Here is a 25,152-nt window from a genome sequence, read left to right on the forward strand (position 1 = left end):
GCAATAGAACCTATCATCGGACATTTAAAAACCGATTTTAGGCTGGCAAAAAATTACTTCATGGGAGAAACGGGACCACAAATCAATGCATTACTAGCTGCAACCGCTTGGAACATGAAGAAAATGATGGAACTACTGAAACAGAAAATTATTTTCTTATTTTATAAGATACAAATTATGCTGTTTTCTAATCCTGTTTTTAAATATAAATTAAATAGTGGGTTTTGTTAAGGAACGACTAGATAACAATGATGGATCTATAAAAAAAATATCGGCCGACATGGAATACCAGGAATACCTTAATTTAGTCGAAGATTCAAAAACACTGGTGGACATTAAACCAAGCTATCAAAATGGGCTATCTTTCAGAATCTTTGAAGCACTTGGCTATGAGAAAAAAATCATAACCAACAATAGCTATGTAAAAGAGTTTAACTTTTACAATCCAGATAATATTTTTGTAACCGATTTTGAGAATTTCACTGGACTAAACGAGTTCCTTGAAAAACCCTACTCACCAATTGATGAAAAAATAGTCTATGAATACAGTTTAGAAAATTGGCTTCACAAACTTTTTTCAGATATTTAAAACTATCTTTTATATCAATCTCTATATCTGAAAACTTTATTCAGAAAAATCTGCAAAGTAAGTTCAGGGTTTATCAAAAACATTTTTTTCACCCAGGAAATCTTAGCATTTTTTGCAAATGCCCAATAATTTTTGGCTGCCACTAGCCTTTCCTTTCTCGTTTCTAAATAACTGGTCTGGTCAGCAAAAAGTAGGGCGGAATAGGAAGGACTTTGAAGCATCCTTTGCCAGCTATTGGCTGTAAGGCCATCTTCCAAATATTCTCCAAAAGACAATATATGATCTGTAAAAAGAAGATTATACCTACTCCCAATCCGGCGGTGTACTAACGATTCTCTGCAAAATTTTTCACCGTGAACTTCCGGAAAAGGATATTTTCGGAAAATTTCTGTTCTATAAACAAACTGCATCTCCATTTTTCCAAAGGTATTATGGAAACTTCTTGTAGTAGCAATCCATTCCCTACCCTTATATCTAACTTCATCGGTCTCGGTTCCACGTAAAAACGTGAACCCGGCAAGATTTTTCGTTATTTTGGGAAGGATGTTTTCAAGGATATGCTCCACACATTTCTCTGCAAGCCAGTCATCACTGTCCAATACAAAAAAAAAATCCCCTTTCGCCATTTTCAAACCCTGATTAACGGCTATGTGTTTTCCTCCATTTTCCTGTTTATGGTAACGGATGGGGAACATATTTGTTGCAAATGCCTCTACTACCTCGGCGGTATTATCTGTAGAGCCATCATCTACAATCAACCATTCAAAATCATGACGGCTTTGTTTTCTGAGAGATAAATACACCTCTTTCAACAAAGGTGCCCTATTGTATGTGGGAGTAAAAATAGTGATGGGATACATTTCCTTACAAAGATAATTATTTTTACTTTACAACTAAAATTCCTACTTTTAACAAAAATATAGATGAAGAAAAAAATACTATTCGAATTAGATTTTAAAAACTGGGCTTTTTATTATCTTACTAAAGCATGGGCTGAAGAACTTCGAGAAGAATATGATTTTTATTATTTCACCAATGACAAGTATCGTGTTAAACCTCTTAAAAACATCAGTTCTCAATATTATAAGCTTTATAATTTCCTGAGAAACATCCAATATAACTTTCTTAAAAAGTTCAGCCGGGTCAACCATACACTACAATTCATCCATCCAAGCAAAAAATTCTCATACCCCAAGCACACTCATCCGTACATATATAATTTTGGGGGTGACGAAAAACCGATAGACGACAAACCTGAAGAATTCGATTATCTATTTTCCATGGCCTATTTCTTCCAATATATTGCCGAGCACCCCTTTAAAGGAAAAAAAAATATCGTTGGTATTTTCAACGACTGTTATCCACATCTAGGACCAGAAAAGGATTTAAAAGACAGAACTTTTGTAAACGGCCTCACACGTGAAGAATTTTTCAACAAATATATCAAACACTATGATTACCTTCTAGTAGCCAATAAAAATCTGGAGAACGCATACCTCCCTCTTACGGATAAGGTGCAATACTGCCTCGGCATTTATAAACAAAATGAATTTGGAAAAATACGCGAAGAGCACAATACCTTTACATTGGGATGGACAGGTAACCCAAACCGTTCCGTAAAAGGATTTTATGAAGTCATTGTACCCGCTGTAGAAAAGGTTAAAGCTACCGGAAGAAATATCCATTTGAAAACCGCATTTAATTTCAGCTATGAAGACATGATTACTTTCTATAATGACGTAGACCTAGCCGTAATCGCTTCGGATGGAGATGGGGCACCAACTATGTTTTGTGAAGCTTCATTGTGCGGCATCCCTTCAATCTCTACCCGGATTGGCCTCCCCTCAATGGTTATACAAGATCGTGTAAATGGTCATTTCATTAACCGTGATATTGACGAAATGGCAGATGCAATTATTTACCTATTTGACAACCCTGATGTAATTAAAAAATATGCGTCCCGTATTAAGGAAGACTACCTAAACATTCTGGATAATAAAATACAAATATTAAACTTCAAAAAAATACTTGAAAGAGCTTAATTACACAGCACAAAACTTTCAAAAAATACACATCTTTTTAATCCCTATCTTCTCTGATGGAAAAATTTAAAACTCAACTACAAAACAAAAACATCCTCATAACAGGCGGCGCTGGATTCATCGGCTCAAATCTTTGTGAAACCTTAATTCAATTAGGTACAAAAGTGACTTGCCTGGATAATTTCGCCACCGGATTCATGAAAAATTTAGATGCAGTAATTGACAATCCGAATTTTACACTTATCGAAGGCGACATCCGTGATTTGGAAACATGTAAAAAAGCGTGTGAAAACCAGGAGTTTGTACTTCATGAAGCCGCGCTTGGTTCCGTGCCGCGCTCCCTTAACGACCCTATTACCAGCAACGAGGTGAATGTGAGCGGATTTCTGAATATGCTGGTAGCCGCCAGGGATGCCGGTGTAAAAAGGCTGGTTTACGCTGCAAGTTCTTCCACCTACGGCGACCATGAAGCCCTTCCCAAAATTGAAGAACGCATCGGCAAACCACTTTCTCCCTACGCCATCACCAAATATGTGAATGAACTTTATGCCGATGTTTTTAAGCGGACTTATGATTTTGACACTATCGGGTTGAGGTATTTCAATGTATTTGGAAGGAAGCAAAATCCGGATGGTGCATATGCGGCGGTGATTCCCAAATTTGTGCAGCAACTGATGAAGTACGAATCACCAACCATCAACGGGGCAGGCGATTATTCCCGGGATTTTACCTACATCGACAATGTGATTCAGATGAATTTGCTGGCCTTAACCACCGAAAATCCGGACGCTCTGAATCAGGTCTACAACACCGCTGTAGGCGACCGCACAACCATTAAACAAATGGCTGAACTTTTAAAAGAATACCTCGCTCAGTACGATGACAAAATTGCCGATATAGAAATTCTGCACGGTCCTACCCGCGTAGGCGATATTCCGCATTCCCTGGCATCCATTGAAAAAGCACAGAAAAACCTTGGCTACCAACCAACGCACATCTTCGCCGATGGCCTTAAAGAAGCCGTGGAGTGGTACTGGGGGAATTTGTAAATAGTGATTAGTGGTTTGTGGTTGGAGCATATAGAGAATGAGATAAAAAGTTATTTTGTGGCAGATAAAATTTTGAGTTTTCGGGAGATGGAGGTTTGGCAAAATGCCATGAATTTAGTAGATATTATCTACGCCATCACTAAAAATTTTCCCAAAGAAGAAATATTTGTCCTCACCTCTCAAATTCGCAGATGTGCTATCTCCATTCCATCCAACATTGCCGAGGGATTTCAGCGAAAAAACACCAGGGAATTTATTCATTTTTGTTATATTTCCCAAGGCTCTTTAAGTGAACTGGAAACTCAACTCGAAATTGCCAAGAGACAACAATACCTTTCTGACACAGAAGAAATCAATAACATAATTGTGATGATTAGGAAACAATTGTTTTCGTTAATCAAAAAATTAAAACTCAGAATTGAAAATGAACATAGAAAATAAATACCAACCACAAAGCGACAATCACAAATCTTCAAACAAGAACCACCAACCGCTAGCCACTAAGCACCGCATAACGGTCATCGGCCTAGGCTACGTCGGTTTGCCTTTGGCGAGATTGTTTGCTACAAAATTTCCCGTGGTAGGTTTTGACATCAATGAAAACAGAATCGCTGAACTGAAACAGGGACACGACAGTACCCTGGAGGTTTCCGATGAACTTTTGAAAAGCGTCCTGATTTCAGATGAAGATCAAAAAGACGAAAACACAAAAACACAAAAAAACGGACTAAAAGTCAGCAATGAGTTGAAGGATATTTCCGATTCCAACATCTACATCATCACCGTTCCGACACCCGTTGACAAAAACAACCGCCCTGATTTGACACCACTTTACAAAGCCAGCGAAACGGTGGGTAAAGTGCTGAAAAGAGGTGACATTGTGATTTATGAATCTACCGTATATCCCGGAGTAACAGAAGAAGAATGTGTGCCGGTTCTGGAGAAAGTTTCAGGTTTAAAATTCAATGAAGATTTCTTTGCCGGCTATTCACCGGAACGCATTAATCCGGGCGATAAAGAACATACGGTAGAGAAAATTCTGAAGGTTACCGCCGGTTCTACGCCGGAAGTCGGGAAAATTGTAGATGATCTATACCAATCGGTGATTACGGCAGGGACGCATCTCGCACCAACCATAAAAGTTGCCGAAGCCGCCAAGGTGATTGAAAATTCCCAACGCGACATCAATATCGCCTTTGTTAATGAACTGGCAAAAATTTTTAATTTAATGGGAATCAACACCCATGATGTGCTAAAAGCGGCGGGTACCAAATGGAACTTTTTGCCTTTTAAACCCGGCTTGGTTGGCGGGCACTGCATTGGGGTTGACCCGTATTATCTCGCACAGAAAGCGCAGGAATTTGGCTATCATCCCGAGATTATTTTGGCGGGGCGCCGACTGAATGATTCCATGGGGAAATATGTTGCGGAGCAGGTGGTAAAGGCAATGATTAAAAAGAACCTCAATGTTAACGGCGCTGAAGTGTTGATGTTGGGAATTACCTTTAAAGAAAACTGCCCGGATGTGCGCAATACCAAAATTGTAGATGTCATCGCTGCTCTGGAAGATTTTGGCGTAAAAGTGACGACTTACGACCCGTGGGCAAATCCTGCGGAGGTGCAGCATGAATACGGCATCACCAGCCACCAGTCTTTAGAACCGGGATTTGAGAGACGAGATTTGAGAGACGAAACACACAACCACCAACCACAATACACCAATCACAAATACGATGCTGTAGTATTAGGTGTGGCACATAAAGAGTTTCTATATTTGGATTTCGATGCTCTTCTTAAAGAAAACGCAGTGCTGTATGATGTGAAGGGGATGCTGAAACAGGAGTGCGAGCGGCTTTAAACTACTGCTCAAAACGCCATTTAAAAAGTTTAAAACCAAAACCGACCGGCAGGCTATTATACAAAGCCTGCTTTTTTGTGTCTTTAGAGAATGAACCGGAAAAAAAATCCTTTAGCCTCAATGAAGATAAAGTTTTGTAATTTTTATAACTCTCCTTCCACAGCTCTTCGTTTTTCTGGGCTTTCCAGTTCATCTGAAGGGTAAGGCTTTTAAAAGCTGTGAGGTATTTCAATATCTGCTGTTTTCGCACAGGGTTTTGTTCAGTTTTATAGGCTTTATCAATATGCTGCCCGATAGTGAACCAGTTGTCGAAGTTTCTTTTACCACGGTTGTGAATCACAGATTTCGGATGCAAAAAATAAGTGTAGGTAATTCCTTTATGAACCGCGATTTTATTCATTTTCAAAACTGAATGAAAAGTCCACAACTCGTCTTGAGCAAATAATCCTGGAATAAAATACAGTTTTTCTTTCCTTAGGTACTCGACATCAAATAGCTTATTAACAGCATAAGTTACGAGTTTTCCATCAGAAAATTCTTTGAAAATCAATTCGTTGCCCTCCAGCAATTCATAATCGGTTGTGATGGTGATACAGATATTCTTTTCTCCCGTATCCGATTTCTCGCACTCCAGTTGGGACATGGTCATCTCAGCACCCGTATTTTCTGAAATTCCTACTAAAGTTGCAATGCAGTCTTCAGTAATGGTATCATCACTGTCAAGGAAGAAGAGGTATTTGCCCGACGCAGTATCAATTCCCTTATTTCTTACAACAGAAAGCCCGGAATTTTGTTCCAGATGCAGGATGCGCCAGTTGACAAGGCCGTTTTCCAAAATATATTTTTCAGCAAACTCTACGGAACGGTCGGGAGTCTGGTCATTAATGAGGATAACTTCTATATTAGGATATGTTTGCGAGCGAACAGAGTCTAAACAACGTTCCAGAAATTCTTCGCATTTAAAGATAGGTATCGAAATAGTAACTAGTGGTGAGCGCATTAAAATTTCTCTTATACGTTTTAGTTAATAATTAATCTACAATACATCCAAGATTTTGGTACTGTTTTTTAAACTGCGTTGCCCAGTTTTTCCATTGTTCAGGTTTTGCTCTTGGGTGTGGATTTTCAGTTAGTTTCTTTATAAAATAATCATCTGAATAATCTTTGGGGAAATTCTCGAAAACATCAAAATGATTGTTAAACCAGGCTTCATTCATAATATAATTGAAGCGGTTCACATCAAAATCATGACCGTATTTGTGGTAGGAATTGGTGGCAGAAGATTTAAAAGTGGTTTTCATACATTCCTCTTCAAGAAGCCCGGTGAGATATTTGTTCTTTATGTTTTTACGGTAATGTAAACTCGCATTGATAAGTTGCCGTTTTTCATCAACTTTTTGATCGATGTTTTCCCAAAGTTTCAGCCAGTAGTCTTTTCGGTACATCCCCATCAGAATGGAAATTAAATCGTAATACTTGCCGATTGTGTAATTATCTACCACTTTCAGTTTATAGAGCAGTGAGAAGAATTTGAAATGATTGTAAAAAAAAGCTTCTGACAGTTTTTTCGGAAAAGTGAGAAGTTTCAGTTCCGGATAAATTAAATTTTCACTACCACAGGTTTCTTTCTTCCCATTGGGGATTCTGCCAAGATTTCCCAGTTTCAACAAATCGGTATTTTTAGAAATCATAGCTTGTTGAAGATTTAAAAGATTAACTTTTTTTGTAAACCAAACATCGTCTTCTGTAATGATAAGATAAGACGTAGAATTTTCAACGGCTTTTTTCCACATTTGTACGGGAATTTTAAAACCGTCTATTTCCTTTCCGCTTTGCAGGTTTTCTTCAATCGCCCTGTTTTTCTGCTGATATTGTGAAGAATGCACGATTTCTACTTCAGGATATTTTATCTGAATTTTTTTCAAATAGTTTTCGGGAGTGCCGTCATCCAGAACTTTTATTTTGGAAAAACCTTCACAAAAACGGTAAATGCTTGCTAAACACCTGTCGAGGTAATAAGGCCTGTTAAATGATTTGATAAGAACTTCCATGATTTATTTTATATACTTTCTGAGAAATTTTGTAGTTGGGACTTCGAAAAATTTATACTGAAGAAATGCCCAAAAAATAGACACAATCCAAAAAGCTATGAAATAAAAAAAAGCCCAGATAGCGCCATTTAAGGTCAAAACCGTAGTGTTCCAACAGAAGTTTTCTTTGGGAATCCCAGAAACCAAATGTATGCCCAAGGGAATCCTGTACAATACTGTTTACAAGATATAATGAATAGGATATAAGACTGATATAAATAACAGGTTTATAAATTCCGCTGGAAATGCGTTTTATAGAATTAAGATAAGGCAGATACAGCATAACATTGATTGAAATAAGTGTGAAAGCTCCAAGACATGAAAACTGTGCATAATCTTCACGGTAATATTGTAAGCCTGAAATGTAGATTAATAAAGTTAAGAACGCAGCCAAAACCAAAAACCATGTTTTATAGCGCTCCCAAAATTCTCTGTGGTAATAGAAAATATAAGCAGCGAGGACGCCATAAATAATGGTATCAAAACGATAAATTAAAGAATAACGGATGATTTCAAAAACTGAAGCGCCAAATCTTTCTTTTATACAGAACATCGCCCGGGCAATATTAGAAAAAAGAATAATGAAAAGAATGGAAAGCAGAACCGTTTTATTCTTTGAGAGCAGACGCAGCCGGTGTATGACGAAAATAAGCAGAGCTGTAATGATATAGAACCATTCTTCAATAGCGAGGCTCCACGACCAGCCATAAAAATCCTGCTGTTTGTGTGTTAAATTCTGGGTGAATAGGAAGTATTTATACAGCTGAACATCACTTTTAGGCGGAAAAAAAACAATGAGCAGTAGCAGAAAGAAAAAATAATTAGGAAGGGTTCTGCTCCATCGCTTATTCCAGAAACGCCACAATTCTTTCGTAGAAAAATCAGTTTTTTCGAGAACACCTATCAGTATTCTTCCAATGAGGAAACCACTCAGTACAAAAAAAATACCGACCCCATCAAACAGAAAAGATTTATAAACAGAAATCCATTTTTTAGGGATGTACTGCCCGCTGTGAGTTAGCAAAACAAAAACAATGGCAAACATACGAAGGACGTCTAACCCAAATACTCTGTTTTCATCTATTTCGAGACTGAAATAATTTTTAAAAACATTGCGGTAATTTTTCATAGTATTTTCTGAATAATTAACTCAAACTGCTAAAAGTTGTGCTTAAGGTTTATTGTCCGAAGAAATTTTAAATACATCTTTTTTTGCAAAAATACAGATTTGAAATCCAAATTAATTTACTGCTGCTTTAAAAACTTTACAATTAAACTATTGTGTGTAATTTTGCGAAAAACAAATCAATCTTAATGAAATCTTTATTGTCTTACTTTTTCAAAAAAACCGATGCGTTGCGGAATATTGCGTTTCGCGAATTCAATATGAAGCTCCTTAAGCAGAATTCTGCCAGTACAATTGCCCCAGGCTTCAGGCTGGGTTCAAACAATACCTTTGACATATCTCCCAAAGCCATTTTCGAGCTGCAGGATAACACAACCATCAATCACCATAACTTTATTACGGTAAAAGACAATGCGGTTTTATCCGTGGGCAAAAACACCTATATTACCCGGGCGACAATCTCGTGTCTGGATCGGATAGAAATCGGTGAAAACTGCATCCTGGGCGAAGGTCTCAAAATTTTCGACCATAACCACAAATACACCACCGAACCTTTCTCCGTTGCCAAAACAGATTTTAATACCGCTCCCATAAAAATAGGCAACAACGTTTGGACGGGGGCTAACTGCATCATCCTGAAAGGTGTAACCATCGGGAACAATGTGATTTTGGGTGCAGGCTGCGTTATTTATAAAGATGTGCCGGATAATACCATTGTAATGAATAAACAGGAATTAATTTACAAAAATTTGTAGAATGAAAGAATCTCTTGTTTCTATCATCATCCCTGCATACAATGAAGAAAATTTTTTGGAGGAAACCTTAAAATCTGTTTATTCGCAGACTTATGAAAACTGGGAATGCCTCATTATTGATGACGGCTCTAAAGATAAGACGGCAGAAATTTCAAAAAGCTGGTGCGATAAGGACAAAAGATTTCAATATATCTACAAAGAAAATGGTGGCGTTTCTTCAGCAAGAAATTTAGGAATTGAAAAGTCTAAAGGAGAGTTTATTTGCTTTGTAGATGCCGATGACTGGATTGAAGAAAACTATATAAAAGATTATTTACTGCATTATTCAAATGAAACGACTTTATTAATACAGGATTTTTATAAGGATATAGCCGGAAATGTGGAACTTTCGCAAAATTATAAAAACGAAACCCTCCTACTACCTGAAAACATGGTAAAGTTTCTATCAAACTATTTATACACACAGGGTTTTCCTGTAAATAAATTTTATAGCTCTAATATCATTAAAATGAATGGCTTAAAATTCAAAGAGCATTTGTCCTTTTGTGAGGATGAATTGTTCTATTTTGAATATCTTCAGTATATGGCTGCTATTCAATTTCTTCCCAACGCCAATTATCATTATAGAATTATTGCGGACTCTCTGAGCAACAGCAAAGATTTTAAAAGAACTTTTTCTTATATGAAGGAAGTTTTTAAGGGCTATCCTTTTTTTGAAAAAAACTGTCCCGATAAAAAATTTATTGAAAACTATATAAATCAAAGAAAATCTGCAGTTTTTAATTTATGTTTTAAAAATGCAATTTACCAAAACAATTATACAAGACCACAGCGTATTGAGTTTTTGGCAGAAATAAGACCTTATGTAAAAAAATTCACGCCATTTAATCAGAAGCTGACACACAAAATAGATTACCTTCTCCTCCGGCTTGGATTTTATACTTTATTGGATGAGTTTATTATAAGAAGAACAAAAGCACAAGGATGAATAACATAGAATCAACTTAAAGACAATCATGAAAACAGATATCCTGATAAAATCTTTTAATCGTCTTTTTGGGAAAATTCATAAACAATTTTTAATAATGCCACAGAAGCATGGCATATAATGTTTTCAAATGTAGTTTTTATCCGAATATCAAAAGAAAACAATTATTTTAATCAAGAGCGAGACACCTAATGAAAAATCCTAAAATTTCTGTCATCCTTTCTGCATACAACGCAGAAGCATACATATCAGAAGCGGTGGAATCCGTTCTTAATCAAACATTCAGTGATTTTGAATTCATCATTTTTGAAGACCGCTCAACTGATAGAACATTGGAAATTTTAAAAAAATACAGCGCTAAAGACTCAAGAATTGTACTGATTGAAAAAACTGAAAATAAAGGCTTTGCCGGATTTGTTGAAAATCTGAATTCAGGAATTGAAAATGCAAAAGGGAAATACATTGCAAGAATGGATGCCGACGACACCTGCCACCTAGAAAGATTTCAAAAACAATGGATGTTTTTAGAACAGCATCCGGAAATTTTTATGGTAGGCTCTTCTCTTTCTCTTATGAGCGAAAATGGCACAAAAACCGGCGAACTTATTGCTAAAGACAATCATAAGGTTATTGAATGTAAATTCAATATGGAAAACGCCTTATTCCATCCGGTAATTATGTTCCGTAACAACAGCGCTGTCCGTTATCGGGATAAAATGTATTCTACCGAAGATTTTGATTTTTACCTGCAGCATCTGTCTCAAGGTGCCAAATTTGCGAATCTTCCGGATAAACTTTTGGATTACAGGCTAATCAGCAGCTCCATTTCAAGAACCGGAAACCGTTTGGTAAAAATGCTTTTTCTGGAACAGGCAAAACTTTTTTTTGTGGAAAGAAAGAAATTAGGCAAAGATAATTACGATGATTTTATGCCTGATGATTTCCGGGAAATCCTTAATCCAGACAAAATGCAGCCTGAAAAAACACTGCTTTTCGCATTGGATACCGCTTTGCTCTACGGTTTAACGGATGAAGCTAAGCTTATTTACAGGAAATTAAATTCAGGATACCACTACAAAAACTTTTCTAAAAAACTACTTTTAAATCAGAAATACGGTAAAATCTACTCCTTTTTCTTGATGAAAAAAAGAGCGAAATACGGACTTATTACACAAGCATGATGAAACCAAAAACCAAACTCCTCTTCCGCCACCGCTCCATGGAAATGGGCGGCGTGGAGAAAGTAATGCTGAGCCTGCTCAATAATCTGGACAGGGAAAAATTCGACATGACCGTGTTGCTGAATCTCAATCAGGGCGAACTGCGAAACGAAATACCAAAACATGTAAGAAAAATTGCAGTAGCAAAGGGCAAAGAAGACATGAGCCCGCAAAGATTAAAACAGAAGGCACAACTTGTCATGCGGAGACTGGCACTGGCCTACTTTCGAAAAAATAGAAATAAAGAAGAAGCAAAACTCTTTAATAATGAAAAATTTAATGTAGAAATTGCAATGGATTGGCGGGATTTTGAGGCGGTACTCAGTTCGCCTTATCATTATTCAAAAAAAATAGGCTGGTTCCATTCCGAAATTCAGGTACCCAAACTTCAACCCGTGGTACCCATGATCTTGAAAAGTTTCCCAAAATTCGACCACATCGTATATTGCTCTCAACGCACCAAAGATTTAATGCACAAGCACTATCCTAACCTGAATTATCCGCCGGAAAGTGTAATCATCAACGCTATTCCGATTGAAGAAATTAAGAAAAAATCGGAAGAAAATATTTCTGATTTCACAAAATCGGAGGTTCCGGCTTTTGTTTCCGTGGGCAGACTTCATACCCGAAAAGGCTTTCATAAACTCATGGACGCACATCACCGGCTTTTGAAAGAAGGTTTCAAACACTCGGTGGTGATTATTGGCGACGGAGAAGAGCTTCCCAACCTCCTGGCTCAGCAGAAAAAGCTTGACGTTGAAGAAACTTTTATCCTTGCCGGCAACAAAATGAATCCGTACCCTTACATTAAAAATGCCGATTTCTTTATTATGCCATCCGAATCCGAAGCCTGGCCTCTCGTTATTTCAGAAGCACTCATTCTGCAGAAACCTATTATTGCGACGCGTGTTGGGGATGTGGAACTGATGATTGAGGACGGCAAAACCGGCCACCTGATCCGTTACGACGCGTCAGAAATTTATGAGGCGATGAAGAAATTCTTAACCGACAAAACTTTCGTTCAAAATATCAAAGAAAACCTGATTTACATCGATAATCAATTCGATAATCAAAAAATATTTAATGAAGTTGAAGAAATCATTCTTAATTTAGTAAAAACGAAATCATGAATTTCCTTTACAGAATTATTCTGAAAACCGAAGATCTTGTTCGCCGGACTCGTGACAAAGCTTATATCGAAATATGTAAGTCCCGTGGTTTAAAGGTGGGCAAAGACGTAATTTTTATTGAAGCGCCAAAATTCGGCTCAGAACCTTTTTTAATAGAAATTGGTGACCGCACAAAAATTACCGCAAACTGTACTTTCATCAATCATGACGGAGCAATGTACGTGATTCGCTCGATGGAAAAATATCAGGATGCAAGAAATTTCGGGCGCATAAAAATCGGTAAAAACTGCTTCGTGGGAAATAACTGCACCATCCTGCCGGGAGTGAAAATGGGCGACAACTGTATTTTAGGAGCCGGCTCAGTTTTAAATTCATCGATGCCGGACAATAGTGTTTTTGCAGGTGTACCGGCGAGATTTATCTGTACAGTTGAAGAATATGGCGACAAAGCTTTGAAAAACAATACGATGTATCCCCGGGAATTGGAACAAAACCGAAAAGCACTCGAAGATTATCTCCAAAAAAATCTTCCGCACACCTACAAACCTGTGAAAAATTCTACTCCACGCCCTTAACGCCAATTTTCAACATTCTTATCGACAGTTCGCGGAAATCTCCCAACGTATTGTAAGCCGCATCTTCACTCAAAACACCGTGCGGGAAACCGACTGGAAATTTATTTTCGTTCGCCGCTTCGAAATCTTTGCTCCATTCTTCGCTGTAGTAATAACTATAAAGTTTTTGGTAATTGGGTAGGTTCTCTTCCCATTTTTTCAATAGATTTTCCATTTCCTTGATCAACTGGTCGGTTTGGTTCAAGGCATTTTCCATCTCGGTGATTCTTTCAAGATCAATTTCCATTTCCATTAAAATTTGCTGCAAAAATAAAAATTTAAAAAAGACTAAACGTATATTTGATGAAAATTAAGTTTGCAAAGACGGTTTCCTTAGCATGAAAAAAAAGAAAATCCTCGTCCGAATCGGTTCTCTGCGTCATGGCGGCGCCGAAAAAGTGCTGGTTACTTTTTTGAAAAATCTTCCACCGGATTTGTATGATATTGATCTTTTGCTGAATCTCTATTCCGGGAAATATTTGGTCGACGTTCCGGATTTTGTGAATGTTTTATACTTGAACAAAGGTGAAATGATTACCACGAACCGACTTCAGGATCTTCCTAAAAAAGCTTACAGAAAGATATTTCAAGGAATTTTAAAGAAATTTCCTTCGATTTTGTATTCTAAAATTTTAAAAGGAAAAAAATACGATATCGAGTTTGCTGCGATTCATGGTTTTCGTGACGAAATTTTAAATTCTCCATTAAAAAATTATGTATATCCGTTTTTACTCATATCGCTGTAATATTAGCAATAATGAGCCTTTCGAAAAGTTTGTCACCAAAATATCTTCGGTTTAGCTTATAGATAAACTCGTTGAGATATAGTTGAAGGTACTTTCTTTTGATTTTATGATAATTTCCTAATAGATTTCTTTTGGCGTTACTGATGGTAATATGAACCCATTTTAAGGTTTCATTGGTGGTTTCTTTATCAGATTTTTCCGTGATGTGTAGCTCAACAAAAGCAGACAAAGCGCAAAAAATTTAGAACCAGAGCGGCAATAGAACCTATCATCGGACATTTAAAAACCGATTTTAGGCTGGCAAAAAATTACTTCATGGGAGAAACGGGACCACAAATCAATGCATTACTAGCTGCAACCGCTTGGAACATGAAGAAAATGATGGAACTACTGAAACAGAAAATTATTTTCTTATTTTATAAGATACAAATTATGCTGTTTTCTAATCCTGTTTTTAAATATAAATTAAATAGTGGGTTTTGTTAAGGAACGACTATTTATATTTCTTTGGATTAATGCTTACAGGTTTAATGTTTATTGCCCTTTCTCTCAAGATAATTTCTCTGTTAGATTTAATAAAATCATTGACTTTGATTTCATACGGAATAAATTCGCTAACATAAACCTTTAAGTTGGCGTTTTTGTCAATATTTGAAAAATCAATTTGGAAATTCCCATTCTCATCTGTCAAATCACCAATTTCAGTATTTTCAATTCCAACTCTTGCACGTTGTATTGGCTTCTCAGCTTCATTTATTATTTTTCCCGAAATTAATTGTGAAAAATTAATTGTGAAAATCGACAATGTTAATAGAATTAAAATTTTCTTCATTTTTGAGAGTATTTTTTTTAAATGGCAGTCACACTCAAATTTACACATCTTCCTTAAATTCCCAAATATTTTCAAAAAAGAAAATCAAAATCCAACGAACCATTATCCCTAATTCTCACTTGCTTGTACTTTGTCTTCGCAAAAAGCGGATATTTGCATAAAAAAACACGGTCGAAACCGTGTTTTTATTATTGTTTACGCCTCCTGATCGTGGTCGTACATTTTGTTGTAGAGGTCGATGAATCTTTCTTTCACTGCTTTACGCTTCAGTTTTAGCGTTGGCGTGAGGATTCCCGTCTCAATGGACCAAACTTCCGGTGTGAGTTGGAAACGTTTGATTCGTTCCCAATTTCCTAGTTTGGAGTTCAGGTAATCGATTTCTTTGCCTATTCTTTCTTTTAGTTCAGGGCTTTTCGCGATTTCCTCAGGCGTTGTTCCTACGTTGATTTGTTTTCGCTCTGCCCAATGTTGCACGAAATTGAAATCCGGCTGAATGAGTGCGCATGGCATTTTTTCACCATCACCAACGACCATGATCTGCTCGATGAATTTCGATGCTTTTGCTTGGTTTTCAATAGCTTGCGGAGCGATGTACTTACCACCGGAAGTTTTGAACATTTCTTTCTTACGATCGGTGATATGCAAATAACCTTCTTCATCGATATGTCCGATGTCGCCGGTTTTGAAGAAGCCTTCTTCGGTGAATACTTCTTTGGTCATTTCTTCATTTTTAAAATAACCTTTGAATACAGAAGGTCCTTTCACGGTGATTTCACCATCTTCCTGAATTTTCACTTGGAGATTATCCAAAACATGACCCACGGTTCCTACTTTGATTTTCCCGAAACTGTTTACCGAGATTACCGGTGAAGTTTCCGTTAATCCGTAACCTTCCAGAATTGGGATTCCTGCGTTTTGGAACATTTTGTTCAAACGCGGTTGGAGCGCTGCAGAACCAGAAACCAAAGTGATAATGTTTCCACCCAAACCTTCTCTCCATTTTGAAAATACCAGTTTGTCTGCGATGATTTCTTTTAAACCTGAAGGTTTTCCGATCTCTTTTTTCGCTTTGTTAACGCCGAGTGCCCAAAGGAAAATTTTCGTTTTCAGACCGCCTGCGCTGGTTCCTTTGTCATAGATTTTATCATATACTTTTTCAATCAATCGAGGTACAACGCTCATGATGTGTGGTTTAACCTCCTTGATGTTGTCGCCCATTTTTTCAATGCTTTCTGCAAAATACACCGAATAGCCATTGTATTGATATAGGTAAAACAACATTCTTTCGAAAATATGGCAAATCGGTAAGAAACTCAGGATTCGGATATCTTTATAATCAATACCTTTGATGCGTGGAATTCTTGGGTCGGAAGCCAAGACATTTGAAACGATATTTTGATGAGAAAGCATTACTCCTTTTGGCCGTCCTGTTGTTCCCGAGGTATATATTATTGTTGCCAAATCTTCAGCATTAATGCTGTTGGATAAATCCTCAACTTCATTTTGGGTAGCATCATCATTACCTAAATCCAGGATTTCGTTCCAGTTTGCAGCTCCTTCAACTTTATCAAAAGTGAATATTCCCTTCAAACTTGGTACATTGCTCTTGATTTTTTGTACTTTTTCCAGCAGTTCGCGGTCGGAAACAAAACAATACTGAACTTCAGCATTGTTGAAAATAAATTCGTAATCTTCTGGTGAAATGGTAGGGTAAACCGGAACGGAAACTGCACCGATTTGCGAAATTCCCAAATCCATCACAGCCCATTCTGTACGGGAAGCAGTAGTGATTAATGCAATTTTATCTCCGGGTTTAATGCCCAATTTCAGTAATCCTCGGGATATTTTATCACCAAGATTATTAAATTCTTTGGTTGAGGTTTTCTCCCATTCTCCGTGGTATTTGGTGATGAACATATCCTCTTGCGGATATTTTTCTAATGCATAATGTGCAAAGTCAAAAATTCGTTTTATCGACATAGTAATTTTTTATAAAAGATATTCTAATGTAAACACAATTTAATATTGGGTTCTGGTAAAAATATCATTTTTATTTTAAACAGCAAAAACAATTTTTTTTGACCTTTTTTTTGAAAAAATATGTGAAGTTTAACTCTATAAAAAGTAATTTTTTATGAATATTTTAAAGGTGATATCATTTTAATTTTCAAAATTTTTAGAAAAATTGTAGCTTTACGGACAAACAATTTTAATATTATTATGGACTTTAATTTATCCGAAGAACAATTGATGATTCAGCAAGCAGCAAGAGATTTTGCACAAAACGAACTTTTGCCCGGCGTAATAGAAAGAGACAAAGAACAGAAATTTCCGTATGAGCAAGTGAAGAAGATGGGAGAATTGGGATTTTTGGGAATGATGGTAGATCCTAAATATGGCGGCGCCGGAATGGACAGTGTTTCTTATGTTTTGGCATTGGAAGAAATCGCTAAAGTAGATGCTTCAGCTGCCGTGATCATGTCGGTAAACAATTCTTTGGTGTGTGCCGGATTGGAAAAATTCTGCAATGAAGAACAGAAAATGAAATATCTGAAACCTTTGGCAAGCGGCGAAGTGATTGGGGCATTTGCACTTTCGGAGCCGGAAGCGGGTTCGGATGCTACTTCCCAAAAAACTACTGCTGTTGATATGGGCGACCATTATATCCTTAACGGCACCAAAAACTGGATTACCAACGGCGGAAATGCAACTTATTATGTCGTAATCGCACAAACTGATCCAGAGAAGAAACATAAAGGAATCAATGCTTTCATCGTAGAAAGAAGTTGGGACGGTTTCGAAATCGGACCCAAAGAAGATAAACTGGGAATCCGCGGAAGTGATACACATTCTTTATTATTCACCGATGTGAAAGTTCCTAAAGAAAACAGAATCGGGGAAGATGGTTTCGGTTTCAATTTCGCAATGGCGGTTTTGAATGGTGGTAGAATCGGGATTGCTTCTCAAGCTTTAGGAATTGCTTCCGGAGCGTATGAATTGGCTTTGAAATATGCTAAAACCAGAAAAGCTTTCAGAACGGAAATCATTAATCACCAAGCGATTGCATTCAAATTAGCAGATATGGCAACCCAAATTACCGCTGCGAGAATGCTTTGCTACAAAGCTGCAACCGAAAAAGATGAAGGAAAAGACATCTCGGAAATCGGTGCAATGGCAAAACTTTACGCTTCGCAAGTTGCGATGGATACCACGATTGAAGCCGTACAAATCCACGGTGGATACGGTTATGTGAAGGAATATCATGTGGAAAGAATGATGCGTGATGCGAAAATCACCCAGATTTACGAAGGAACTTCTGAAATTCAGAAAATTGTAATCTCCAGAAGTATCGCTAAATAATTCAAACTAAATAAATTCGCTATGAAATACGTGTGGATGTCTCTTATTGCAATACTTTTGGTTTTGGCAGGTGTTTTTTATTACCGGTATTATTTCGTTTTCGGTGAAGGCGTAAAATCTGGAGTATTAAATTATGCCGTGAAAAAAGGCAATATTTTCAAAACTTATGAAGGAAAACTGATTCAGCAAGGCTTCGGAGCCAATCCGAGAACCGGGAATTTAACCAGCTACGAATTCGAATTTTCTGTTGAAGATGATGCTATTTTCAAACAACTCGAAATCAACAACGGGAAAACCTTCGATTTGCATTACAAAGAATATCACGGAGTGCTTCCTTGGCGGGGAAATACCACTTATATCGTCGATAGAGTAGTGAATATGAAATAAAGAAAAGCGTTCCGATTGTGGAGGGCTTTTTTTGTTTAAATTTTAGTTATTTTTTATACATTTATTCAATGAAAAAAATGAGTCTTTTAGCCGTTTTGTTTTCCTTGAGTTTTTCAGCGCAAGTTCGCTCGCTTACTGATGAAATTGCGTTTCAATTATCCGAAAAACCTGTGCATTGCATCAATCAAGAATATCCTAATAAAACAGCGCATGTTATTAATAATGAGATCGATGTGAAATTGACTCCAAAAGAGTTGCACCCAAGTTTTTATGGCTGTTTTGATTGGCATTCATCGGTTCACGGACATTGGATGCTCATCAAATTACTGAAAGACAAACCTTTTCTCAAGAATCGAGATGAAATTCTAAACATTCTCGATAATTCTTTTCAACCTGAGAAAATAAAATCCGAAGCAGAATATTTCAGCAAATATCAAGTTGCAAAAGGTTTTGAGAGAACTTATGGTTGGGCTTGGTTGCTTCAATTAGATGCGGAATTAGCAAATTGGGACCATGCAAAAGCGAAAATTTGGCATCAAAATTTAAAGCCATTAACCAATGAAATCGTAAAACTCTGGAAAGAATATTTGCCAAAACAAACGTATCCTAACAGAACAGGAGTTCATCCGAACACAGCATTTGCGCTAAGTTTTGCCATAGATTGGGCAAGATCTGTTGGCGAAAAAGATTTTGAAAATCAACTGATCGAAAAAGCCAAATATTTCTATTTAAAAGACGAAAAAACGCCAGCTTATTTAGAACCAGACGGAAGCGATTTCTTTTCACCAAGTTTAGAAATTGCAGATTTGATGACCAGAATTCTTCCACAAAATGAATATGTAAAATGGTTCAATAAATTCTACGAAAAGAGAAGTATAGAAAATATTTCTCAACTTCCAATAATTTCGGATATTAATGATTATCAAACGGTTCATTTAGTTGGTTTAAGTTTTACCAGAAGTTGGTGCATGAAAAATATTGCTCAAGTTTTACCTAAAAATCACCGATACAAAAAAAAATTTGAGGAAACTTCAACCAAGTTTTTAGAAAATGCTTTACCATTAGTTTTTAAAGGGAATTATGGTGGAGATCATTGGTTGGCGAGTTTTGCGGTGTATGCTTTGAGTAATAAATAATAAAAATTTTATGATAATTATGAAAACAAAGAAACTATTCTCTATTTTTTTATTTTTCACAGCATTTTTAAATGCTCAAATTCTAGATGAATTTCCAAAAAATCAAGAATTTTACAAAGGTGGATTACAAGAATTATACAAAGATATCAACACCATTGCTTCTTTGAAAAAACTTTCTTCTTGTGATAAAAAAGAAATTTATCAAGCGAAATTATTATTGACCAAGGAAGCCAAAATAAAATTTATCACCGATTTTGACTCTGTCAACATCAATAAAAATAAATGTGCGTACGATTTCACTTTAGATGTTTTGAGAGAACTGAAACTTAGTGACAAGTGGATTCCTGCAAAAATAAAAGATCAAAATTTTGATTCAGTTGTTAGATTATTTTTTGTTCCTAATCATTTGCTGGATAAATACACAGAAAATTACACTCCTGAAAAACTTTATATTCCTATTACTTACAAAGGTGGAAAAAAAGTGATGGACAAGGATATTCATGATAATTTCATGTCTATTTTTAACGATTATCATGTTAATGGAAACCTTTTTTTAGAATTTGTAGTTGATGAAAATGGTGAAATTATCAACCCTATTGTTTCACCCAAAATAGATAATGAATCATTTAACAAAGATATCGTTCGCTCCATCAATAGAACAAAAGGAAAATGGAATTCTGCTATATTAGATGGCGTTCCTGTAAAATCTAGAATTACTATACCTCTAAATTTTTCAACATCTTTCTATGAAAAATACTAAAAAGGCTGTTCAAAAAATGAACAGCCTATTTTCTATATCTCAATTTTCCATTATTCTTTCGGCATGTATTTAGAAATATCGTCACCGTTTTTATTTTCCTCAGCATTGGTTGGTTCAGTGTTTTGAGGCGTTTCTGCTGATGGTTTTAAGGCCTCTGCCGCTTTTATTTTTTCTCTTTCTAAAGCCAATTGTCTTTGGAATTCTTCTTCGCGTTTTTTGTTATTTCTTTTCGCAATAAAATACCAAAGCCCCACAGCAATTAGGATAATGGGCCAGAAAGGAAGTAGAAAAAGCATCGCATCTCCCAATACGTTGAAACCTTTCATAAAAGCCCCGCTTAAACTGTTAGGATCTTCCTCAACTTTCTCCTTGGCAAAGGCAGTTCCGGAAATATTTTCGTTTTGCACTAAAGTAATTTCGACGTCGCACATTTGCGAAGCGATCCGATCATTACCTTCAGTTTCGGTACTTTTCGATTTCACATCGCCCAATTGCGAGGAAACGTCAGAAACCAAGCTATCAAAATACTGAAGCGGAACTTTTACCGTAGTATATTCTCGCATAATTCCTTCGTTTTGAGTAAAATTTTCCGAAACCAAATCGGCGTTGTTTTCCCTGATTTTTTGTTTTAATAAAGCTTTTGCCTCGTCCAGATTTTCCACCTGAATTTCCAATTTCGCAGTTTTTACCAAAGGCGGATTTACCTTTTTTGGAACTGCTGTCACCGAATTATTTTGATTTTGTGAAGGCGGATTTGGCGCAGGATTTTCCGCAACTTTCGGTTGAGATTTGGTTTGTTGAAGGATTTTGTCGGCGGTTTTCGTTAGAACAGAAATCACATTTCCACCTTTTTCCAAAGACCGATTTGCGGAATCCAAAGTTTTCACCACTTCGGTTCCTACTTTCACATTTTTGGTAATTTTTTCAATCTCTTTGTTGATGGAATCGATCTGCCAACTTCCGGATTTTATGGTGCTGTCGATCGATTTTTTTTGCTTTTCAATTTCCGGAATGATGACTTTTTTGGCAATTCCGTCGGAATCGTTGATGGTTTTCGAGATCGAATCCAAAGTTTTGATGCCATCGTTGGCTTTCGTCAACAAACTGTCGGCTTGTTTGATGCTGTCGGTGGTTTGCTGAATCGTATTTATATCACAAGAAACCAAAGCAACTGCAAGGAAAATGGCAAGAAATATTTTCTTCATGGTTGATTTTAAATTAAAAACTGTGGAGTAGAATCAAATAGTATTCCTTAAAAATGTTGAAAATGCTTAATTGGTTATAAGTGAGTATTTTGCAAAATATTTTACAACGTATTTTACAAAAAAAATCTTCAGATAAACTGAAGATTTAAGTATTGATTATTGATTCTTTCTAAATTCACTGATGAAATGGAGTTTCACATTTGGGAACTTTTCTTGAGTCATGTGGATTGTAAATGATGAATCTGCCAAAAATACCAATTGTCCGTATTTGTCTCTCGCCATAAAACGTTGCTTCAATCTCGCAAATTCTTTGAATTCTTCGGATTTTTCGTCGGCTTCAATCCAACAAGCTTTGTGGATGGAAAGCGGTTCGTAGTTGCATTTCGCGCCATATTCGTGCTCCAAACGGTATTGGATCACTTCATATTGCAGTGCGCCCACCGTTCCGATAATTTTTCGGTTGTTCATTTCGAGGGTGAAAAGCTGCGCGACACCTTCGTCCATCAATTGATCGATTCCTTTCGCAAGTTGTTTTGCTTTCAATGGATCATCATTGTTGATATATCGGAAATGTTCCGGTGAAAAACTCGGAATTCCTTTGAAGTTGATTTTTTCTCCGGCAGTTAAAGTATCTCCAATTCTGAAATTTCCGGTATCGTGAAGTCCGACAATATCTCCCGGGAAACTCTCGTCCACTACTTCTTTTTTATCGGCAAAGAAGGCGTTCGGAGAAGAGAATTTCATTTTCTTGTTCTCTCTTACCAACAGATAATTTTCATTTCTTTTAAAAGTTCCGGAAACGATTTTCACGAAAGCCAATCGGTCGCGGTGTTTCGGGTCCATATTCGCATGAATTTTGAAAACAAATCCCGTGAAATCTTTTTCTTCCGGTTTTACCAATCGGGTTTCGCTTTCTTTTGGCTGTGGTTTCGGCGCGATATCGATGAAGGCATCCAATAGTTCACGAACTCCGAAATTATTCAAAGCAGAACCAAAGAAAACTGGTTGCAAATCGCCTTTCATATAATCTTCGCGGTTAAATTCCGGATAAACCGATTGCACCAATTCGAGTTCTTCTCTTAAAGTTGCTGCAGCTTTTGCTCCGATAACTTCATCGATTGTCGTGTCATTGATGTCATCAAATTTAATCGCCTCACCCACTTTTTGTTTTTTCTCTTCTAAAAACAGTTGAATATTATTTTCCCAGATGTTATAAATCCCTTGGAAATCGCCTCCCATCCCAATTGGCAAAGAAAGCGGACAAACCGTTAATCCTAGTTTTTGTTCCACTTCATCCAAAAGGTCAAATGCATCTTTTCCTTCACGATCGAGTTTATTGATGAAAACGAGCATCGGAATGTTTCGCATTCTACAAACCTGAACGAGTTTTTCGGTTTGTTCCTCGACCCCTTTTGCAACGTCGATAACCACGATTACCGAATCTACTGCAGTTAAAGTTCTGTAGGTATCTTCTGCAAAATCTTTGTGACCGGGCGTATCGAGAATGTTGATTTTATGATTTCGGTATTCAAAAGCCAAAACCGAAGTCGCCACGGAGATTCCTCTCTGTCTTTCGATTTCCATGAAATCGGAGGTTGCTCCTTTTTTAATTTTATTTGATTTTACGGCACCTGCTTCCTGAATTGCGCCTCCGAAAAGAAGGAGTTTTTCCGTTAAGGTCGTTTTACCGGCATCCGGGTGCGAGATGATCCCGAAGGTTTTTCGTCTTTCTATTTCTTTGATGAGTTCTGACATAATTGTATTTGAATGTGCAAAAATCGTGTTTTTTTATGGAAAATGAAAACGAAGTTTGGTAAGTTGAAAAGTTACGCCACTTTTTCTGAGAATTGATTTATATTTGTTGAAAAATATACAGCAATGGATAAGTCTGCCATTATTGAAAAAACCATAAACATCATCAATAAGCTTCCTAATCGCAAAGCAGAAGAAATTTCAGATTTTGCGGATTTTCTTTTGATGAAATATGAAGAAAACTTATTGAAAGATGGTATCGCTGAACTTGTAGAACAAAGCAAAGCTTATGATTTTCTGGATGAGGACGAAATAACCTATTCCGTTTCGGATATTAAAATAAAATATGGAAATGAGGAAAGGTGATATTGTTCTTATCCCTTTTCCTTTTACGGATTTGTCAGGTAGTAAATTGCGTCCTGCTGTGGTTTTATATGCCAATGATTTAGATGTGACCGTTTCTTTCATAACCTCCAATATAAGATGGAAAAATAAGTTTGATTTAGTTTTAAAAAAATCAAATAGCAATGGTCTTAAAGTTGATTCTATTTTGAAAACTTCGAAAATAGCAACGCTAGATAAAGATTTAGTTGCAGGAAAATTAGGAGCCTTATCAGCTTATGAAATTAGTGAAATGAACAAAGAAATGAAAAAAATGCTTCAATTAAAATAGGAAAATGAAAGAAAATTACTCTCAAAAAAAATACATTTTCAACTGGAAAGGCGCGTTTGCATTGGTCGCAGGAATGATTGCTGGAACCTCCTTAATCGCGGTTCTTAATGTTTTTTCGATGATGATATTTAAAAATAATTTTCAATATCAGGATTTTTATTTAATGGTGATCAATGCAGCGGGATTTTTGGGTGCAATTTTCGCTTTCGATTATTTTGTGGCGAGACCGCAAACCGGCAGAAAACTCAATTTCAACTTTTCGCCGACCAATTTTGGAACATATCTTTTGGTTTTCCCGATGATGCTCGGGATGATGTTGATCGCCGAATGTATCACCGCACAAATTCCTATTAGCGGACCATTTTTCGGAGAATATTACGCCTATTTTTCGAAAATGATGGAGCAAATGACCAATGATAAAGCCACCATGATTGTGATGGCGGTGATTATGGCTCCCATTTTTGAGGAAATCGTTTTCCGTGGAATTATTCAGAAAGGACTCATCAATAAAGGCACAAAACCCGTTACTGCGATTGCAATTTCAGCCGTGGTTTTTGGGCTTGTACATGGCAATCCGTGGCAGTTTGTAGGCGCGGTTTTGTTGGGAAGTGTTTTGGGATTTGTTTATTATAAAACCAAATCGTTGCTTTTGCCGATTTTGTTGCATGCTTTCAATAATTTATGTTCCTCGATTCTCATTTTTTATGGAAATACCGAAAGTTTTGCCGATGCTTTCAAAGTTTCCGAATGGATTATTTTGTTCGTAGGAATCGTTTTATTTGCCGTTTTTTATTATTTATTTACCCGAAAATACAGAGTACATTATTCTGAAATTTAATT

General features: G+C 36.7%; 27 protein-coding genes and 3 pseudogenes. 20 read left to right on the top strand and 10 right to left on the bottom strand.

The window, feature by feature from the left end:
- Together AP75_RS14295 and AP75_RS10450 are read left to right on the top strand one after the other, a co-directional pair.
- Positions 1-231 (top strand): annotated as a pseudogene (locus AP75_RS14295) (hypothetical protein); the annotation flags it as partial.
- Between the two features lie 49 nt (positions 232-280).
- The gene (locus tag AP75_RS10450; RefSeq protein ID WP_143755858.1) at positions 281-589 is read left to right on the top strand and encodes a hypothetical protein; all 309 of its coding nucleotides are present in this window, start codon (positions 281-283) and stop codon (positions 587-589) included.
- Positions 590-603: 14 nt separating this feature from the next.
- On the opposite strand, the gene AP75_RS10455 is transcribed toward AP75_RS10450, so the two are convergent.
- On the bottom strand, positions 604-1,449 hold the full coding sequence (locus AP75_RS10455; protein WP_088264595.1) for a glycosyltransferase family 2 protein: 846 nt from the start codon (positions 1,447-1,449) through the stop codon (positions 604-606).
- A gap of 63 nt (positions 1,450-1,512) precedes the next feature.
- On the opposite strand from AP75_RS10455, the gene AP75_RS10460 reads away from it, so the two are divergent.
- From AP75_RS10460 to AP75_RS10475, 4 genes are read left to right on the top strand one after another with little or no spacing between them, the layout of a single operon-like run.
- Positions 1,513-2,631 carry a glycosyltransferase gene (locus AP75_RS10460; protein ID WP_031501489.1) on the top strand — a complete coding sequence of 373 codons (1,119 nt, stop codon included), beginning with the start codon at positions 1,513-1,515 and terminating at the stop codon, positions 2,629-2,631.
- A gap of 56 nt (positions 2,632-2,687) precedes the next feature.
- A complete protein-coding gene (locus AP75_RS10465; RefSeq protein ID WP_088264597.1) occupies positions 2,688-3,680 on the top strand; it encodes an SDR family oxidoreductase in 993 nt (330 codons plus the stop codon).
- A gap of 57 nt (positions 3,681-3,737) precedes the next feature.
- On the top strand, positions 3,738-4,121 hold the full coding sequence (locus AP75_RS10470) for a four helix bundle protein (RefSeq protein WP_242589804.1): 384 nt from the start codon (positions 3,738-3,740) through the stop codon (positions 4,119-4,121).
- Entirely contained in the window at positions 4,105-5,538 is a 1,434-nt protein-coding gene (locus AP75_RS10475; RefSeq protein WP_088264599.1) for a nucleotide sugar dehydrogenase, read from the top strand. Before AP75_RS10470 ends, AP75_RS10475 begins: the two co-directional genes overlap by 17 nt.
- Before the next feature lies 1 nt (position 5,539).
- Here AP75_RS10475 and AP75_RS10480 read toward each other — a convergent pair whose 3' ends face one another.
- From AP75_RS10480 to AP75_RS10490, 3 genes are read right to left on the bottom strand one after another with little or no spacing between them, the layout of a single operon-like run.
- Positions 5,540-6,538, bottom strand: coding sequence for a glycosyltransferase (locus AP75_RS10480; RefSeq protein ID WP_088264601.1), 999 nt, complete (start codon positions 6,536-6,538; stop codon positions 5,540-5,542).
- A 31-nt stretch (positions 6,539-6,569) separates the two neighbouring features.
- Positions 6,570-7,589 (bottom strand): glycosyltransferase family protein, encoded by a 1,020-nt coding sequence (locus AP75_RS10485; protein WP_031501491.1) that lies wholly within the window; start codon positions 7,587-7,589, stop codon positions 6,570-6,572.
- Between the two features lie 52 nt (positions 7,590-7,641).
- Positions 7,642-8,757, bottom strand: coding sequence for an acyltransferase family protein (locus AP75_RS10490; protein ID WP_088264603.1), 1,116 nt, complete (start codon positions 8,755-8,757; stop codon positions 7,642-7,644).
- A 185-nt stretch (positions 8,758-8,942) separates the two neighbouring features.
- Between AP75_RS10490 and AP75_RS10495 the strand changes: the two genes are divergently transcribed.
- The 5 genes from AP75_RS10495 (at position 8,943) to AP75_RS10515 (ending at position 13,422) form a co-directional block, all read left to right on the top strand.
- Positions 8,943-9,509: an acyltransferase gene (locus tag AP75_RS10495; RefSeq protein ID WP_088264605.1), complete on the top strand. Its 567-nt coding sequence runs from the start codon at positions 8,943-8,945 to the stop codon at positions 9,507-9,509.
- 1 nt (position 9,510) lies between these two features.
- Complete coding sequence (locus AP75_RS10500) at positions 9,511-10,497, top strand: glycosyltransferase family 2 protein (RefSeq protein ID WP_088264607.1); 987 nt, start codon at positions 9,511-9,513, stop codon at positions 10,495-10,497.
- A 191-nt stretch (positions 10,498-10,688) separates the two neighbouring features.
- Positions 10,689-11,678, top strand: coding sequence for a glycosyltransferase family 2 protein (locus AP75_RS10505; RefSeq protein WP_088264609.1), 990 nt, complete (start codon positions 10,689-10,691; stop codon positions 11,676-11,678).
- Positions 11,675-12,847 carry a glycosyltransferase gene (locus tag AP75_RS10510; RefSeq protein ID WP_088264611.1) on the top strand — a complete coding sequence of 391 codons (1,173 nt, stop codon included), beginning with the start codon at positions 11,675-11,677 and terminating at the stop codon, positions 12,845-12,847. Before AP75_RS10505 ends, AP75_RS10510 begins: the two co-directional genes overlap by 4 nt.
- Positions 12,844-13,422, top strand: a complete 579-nt coding sequence (locus AP75_RS10515) for an acyltransferase (protein ID WP_031501503.1) — start codon at positions 12,844-12,846, stop codon at positions 13,420-13,422. The genes AP75_RS10510 and AP75_RS10515 overlap by 4 nt, the downstream gene beginning before the upstream one ends.
- Here the strand turns inward: AP75_RS10515 and AP75_RS10520 are convergent.
- Positions 13,406-13,708: a DUF4298 domain-containing protein gene (locus AP75_RS10520; RefSeq protein ID WP_031501504.1), complete on the bottom strand. Its 303-nt coding sequence runs from the start codon at positions 13,706-13,708 to the stop codon at positions 13,406-13,408. The two genes, AP75_RS10515 and AP75_RS10520, sit on opposite strands and share 17 nt — an antisense overlap.
- Positions 13,709-13,799: 91 nt before the next feature.
- Here AP75_RS10520 and AP75_RS10525 point away from each other — a divergent pair.
- Positions 13,800-14,171, top strand: a pseudogene (locus AP75_RS10525) (glycosyltransferase); the annotation flags it as partial.
- A 22-nt stretch (positions 14,172-14,193) separates the two neighbouring features.
- On the opposite strand, the pseudogene AP75_RS10530 reads toward AP75_RS10525, so the two are convergent.
- Positions 14,194-14,436 (bottom strand): annotated as a pseudogene (locus AP75_RS10530) (transposase); the annotation flags it as partial.
- An 86-nt stretch (positions 14,437-14,522) separates the two neighbouring features.
- On the opposite strand from AP75_RS10530, the gene AP75_RS14300 reads away from it, so the two are divergent.
- Positions 14,523-14,693, top strand: coding sequence for a hypothetical protein (locus tag AP75_RS14300; protein WP_158212063.1), 171 nt, complete (start codon positions 14,523-14,525; stop codon positions 14,691-14,693).
- Between the two features lie 7 nt (positions 14,694-14,700).
- On the opposite strand, the gene AP75_RS10535 is transcribed toward AP75_RS14300, so the two are convergent.
- Both AP75_RS10535 and AP75_RS10540 read right to left on the bottom strand, forming a co-directional pair.
- Positions 14,701-15,039, bottom strand: a complete 339-nt coding sequence (locus AP75_RS10535) for a carboxypeptidase-like regulatory domain-containing protein (protein WP_088264613.1) — start codon at positions 15,037-15,039, stop codon at positions 14,701-14,703.
- A gap of 195 nt (positions 15,040-15,234) precedes the next feature.
- A complete protein-coding gene (locus AP75_RS10540) occupies positions 15,235-17,019 on the bottom strand; it encodes an AMP-dependent synthetase/ligase (protein ID WP_088264615.1) in 1,785 nt (594 codons plus the stop codon).
- A 240-nt stretch (positions 17,020-17,259) separates the two neighbouring features.
- Here AP75_RS10540 and AP75_RS10545 point away from each other — a divergent pair, with 240 nt between their 5' ends.
- From AP75_RS10545 to AP75_RS10560, 4 genes are all read left to right on the top strand, one after another.
- The gene (locus AP75_RS10545; RefSeq protein ID WP_031502265.1) at positions 17,260-18,399 is read left to right on the top strand and encodes an acyl-CoA dehydrogenase; all 1,140 of its coding nucleotides are present in this window, start codon (positions 17,260-17,262) and stop codon (positions 18,397-18,399) included.
- Between the two features lie 21 nt (positions 18,400-18,420).
- Positions 18,421-18,786: a hypothetical protein gene (locus tag AP75_RS10550; protein ID WP_031502267.1), complete on the top strand. Its 366-nt coding sequence runs from the start codon at positions 18,421-18,423 to the stop codon at positions 18,784-18,786.
- A gap of 77 nt (positions 18,787-18,863) precedes the next feature.
- Complete coding sequence (locus AP75_RS10555; protein ID WP_242589805.1) at positions 18,864-19,922, top strand: DUF2891 domain-containing protein; 1,059 nt, start codon at positions 18,864-18,866, stop codon at positions 19,920-19,922.
- A gap of 19 nt (positions 19,923-19,941) precedes the next feature.
- Positions 19,942-20,682 (top strand): energy transducer TonB, encoded by a 741-nt coding sequence (locus AP75_RS10560; protein ID WP_158212076.1) that lies wholly within the window; start codon positions 19,942-19,944, stop codon positions 20,680-20,682.
- 50 nt (positions 20,683-20,732) lie between these two features.
- On the opposite strand, the gene AP75_RS10565 is transcribed toward AP75_RS10560, so the two are convergent.
- Entirely contained in the window at positions 20,733-21,887 is a 1,155-nt protein-coding gene (locus AP75_RS10565; protein WP_088264617.1) for a DUF4349 domain-containing protein, read from the bottom strand.
- 156 nt (positions 21,888-22,043) lie between these two features.
- On the bottom strand, positions 22,044-23,642 hold the full coding sequence (locus AP75_RS10570) for a peptide chain release factor 3 (protein WP_031501910.1): 1,599 nt from the start codon (positions 23,640-23,642) through the stop codon (positions 22,044-22,046).
- A 123-nt stretch (positions 23,643-23,765) separates the two neighbouring features.
- On the opposite strand from AP75_RS10570, the gene AP75_RS10575 reads away from it, so the two are divergent.
- Genes AP75_RS10575 through AP75_RS10585 form a run of 3 tightly spaced genes read left to right on the top strand, consistent with a single transcriptional unit; the run spans position 23,766 to position 25,150 of the window.
- Positions 23,766-24,005, top strand: a complete 240-nt coding sequence (locus AP75_RS10575; protein ID WP_031501911.1) for a hypothetical protein — start codon at positions 23,766-23,768, stop codon at positions 24,003-24,005.
- The gene (locus AP75_RS10580; RefSeq protein ID WP_031501913.1) at positions 23,992-24,312 is read left to right on the top strand and encodes a type II toxin-antitoxin system PemK/MazF family toxin; all 321 of its coding nucleotides are present in this window, start codon (positions 23,992-23,994) and stop codon (positions 24,310-24,312) included. Before AP75_RS10575 ends, AP75_RS10580 begins: the two co-directional genes overlap by 14 nt.
- A gap of 4 nt (positions 24,313-24,316) precedes the next feature.
- On the top strand, positions 24,317-25,150 hold the full coding sequence (locus AP75_RS10585; protein WP_031501914.1) for a CPBP family intramembrane glutamic endopeptidase: 834 nt from the start codon (positions 24,317-24,319) through the stop codon (positions 25,148-25,150).
- The last annotated feature ends 2 nt before the right edge of the window (positions 25,151-25,152 follow it).

This window comes from Kaistella haifensis DSM 19056 (assembly GCF_000735695.2).
Classification (GTDB): domain Bacteria; phylum Bacteroidota; class Bacteroidia; order Flavobacteriales; family Weeksellaceae; genus Kaistella; species Kaistella haifensis.

Coding starts and splice junctions, on each gene's coding strand:
- AP75_RS10450 (WP_143755858.1), top strand. CDS start 281: ATGGAATACCAGGAATACCTTAATTTAGTCGAAGATTCAAAAACACTG.
- AP75_RS10455 (WP_088264595.1), bottom strand. CDS start 1,449: ATGTATCCCATCACTATTTTTACTCCCACATACAATAGGGCACCTTTG.
- AP75_RS10460 (WP_031501489.1), top strand. CDS start 1,513: ATGAAGAAAAAAATACTATTCGAATTAGATTTTAAAAACTGGGCTTTT.
- AP75_RS10465 (WP_088264597.1), top strand. CDS start 2,688: ATGGAAAAATTTAAAACTCAACTACAAAACAAAAACATCCTCATAACA.
- AP75_RS10475 (WP_088264599.1), top strand. CDS start 4,105: ATGAACATAGAAAATAAATACCAACCACAAAGCGACAATCACAAATCT.
- AP75_RS10480 (WP_088264601.1), bottom strand. CDS start 6,538: ATGCGCTCACCACTAGTTACTATTTCGATACCTATCTTTAAATGCGAA.
- AP75_RS10485 (WP_031501491.1), bottom strand. CDS start 7,589: ATGGAAGTTCTTATCAAATCATTTAACAGGCCTTATTACCTCGACAGG.
- AP75_RS10490 (WP_088264603.1), bottom strand. CDS start 8,757: ATGAAAAATTACCGCAATGTTTTTAAAAATTATTTCAGTCTCGAAATA.
- AP75_RS10495 (WP_088264605.1), top strand. CDS start 8,943: ATGAAATCTTTATTGTCTTACTTTTTCAAAAAAACCGATGCGTTGCGG.
- AP75_RS10500 (WP_088264607.1), top strand. CDS start 9,511: ATGAAAGAATCTCTTGTTTCTATCATCATCCCTGCATACAATGAAGAA.
- AP75_RS10505 (WP_088264609.1), top strand. CDS start 10,689: ATGAAAAATCCTAAAATTTCTGTCATCCTTTCTGCATACAACGCAGAA.
- AP75_RS10510 (WP_088264611.1), top strand. CDS start 11,675: ATGATGAAACCAAAAACCAAACTCCTCTTCCGCCACCGCTCCATGGAA.
- AP75_RS10515 (WP_031501503.1), top strand. CDS start 12,844: ATGAATTTCCTTTACAGAATTATTCTGAAAACCGAAGATCTTGTTCGC.
- AP75_RS10520 (WP_031501504.1), bottom strand. CDS start 13,708: ATGGAAATTGATCTTGAAAGAATCACCGAGATGGAAAATGCCTTGAAC.
- AP75_RS14300 (WP_158212063.1), top strand. CDS start 14,523: ATGGGAGAAACGGGACCACAAATCAATGCATTACTAGCTGCAACCGCT.
- AP75_RS10535 (WP_088264613.1), bottom strand. CDS start 15,039: ATGAAGAAAATTTTAATTCTATTAACATTGTCGATTTTCACAATTAAT.
- AP75_RS10540 (WP_088264615.1), bottom strand. CDS start 17,019: ATGTCGATAAAACGAATTTTTGACTTTGCACATTATGCATTAGAAAAA.
- AP75_RS10545 (WP_031502265.1), top strand. CDS start 17,260: ATGGACTTTAATTTATCCGAAGAACAATTGATGATTCAGCAAGCAGCA.
- AP75_RS10550 (WP_031502267.1), top strand. CDS start 18,421: ATGAAATACGTGTGGATGTCTCTTATTGCAATACTTTTGGTTTTGGCA.
- AP75_RS10555 (WP_242589805.1), top strand. CDS start 18,864: ATGAGTCTTTTAGCCGTTTTGTTTTCCTTGAGTTTTTCAGCGCAAGTT.
- AP75_RS10560 (WP_158212076.1), top strand. CDS start 19,942: ATGAAAACAAAGAAACTATTCTCTATTTTTTTATTTTTCACAGCATTT.
- AP75_RS10565 (WP_088264617.1), bottom strand. CDS start 21,887: ATGAAGAAAATATTTCTTGCCATTTTCCTTGCAGTTGCTTTGGTTTCT.
- AP75_RS10570 (WP_031501910.1), bottom strand. CDS start 23,642: ATGTCAGAACTCATCAAAGAAATAGAAAGACGAAAAACCTTCGGGATC.
- AP75_RS10575 (WP_031501911.1), top strand. CDS start 23,766: ATGGATAAGTCTGCCATTATTGAAAAAACCATAAACATCATCAATAAG.
- AP75_RS10580 (WP_031501913.1), top strand. CDS start 23,992: ATGAGGAAAGGTGATATTGTTCTTATCCCTTTTCCTTTTACGGATTTG.
- AP75_RS10585 (WP_031501914.1), top strand. CDS start 24,317: ATGAAAGAAAATTACTCTCAAAAAAAATACATTTTCAACTGGAAAGGC.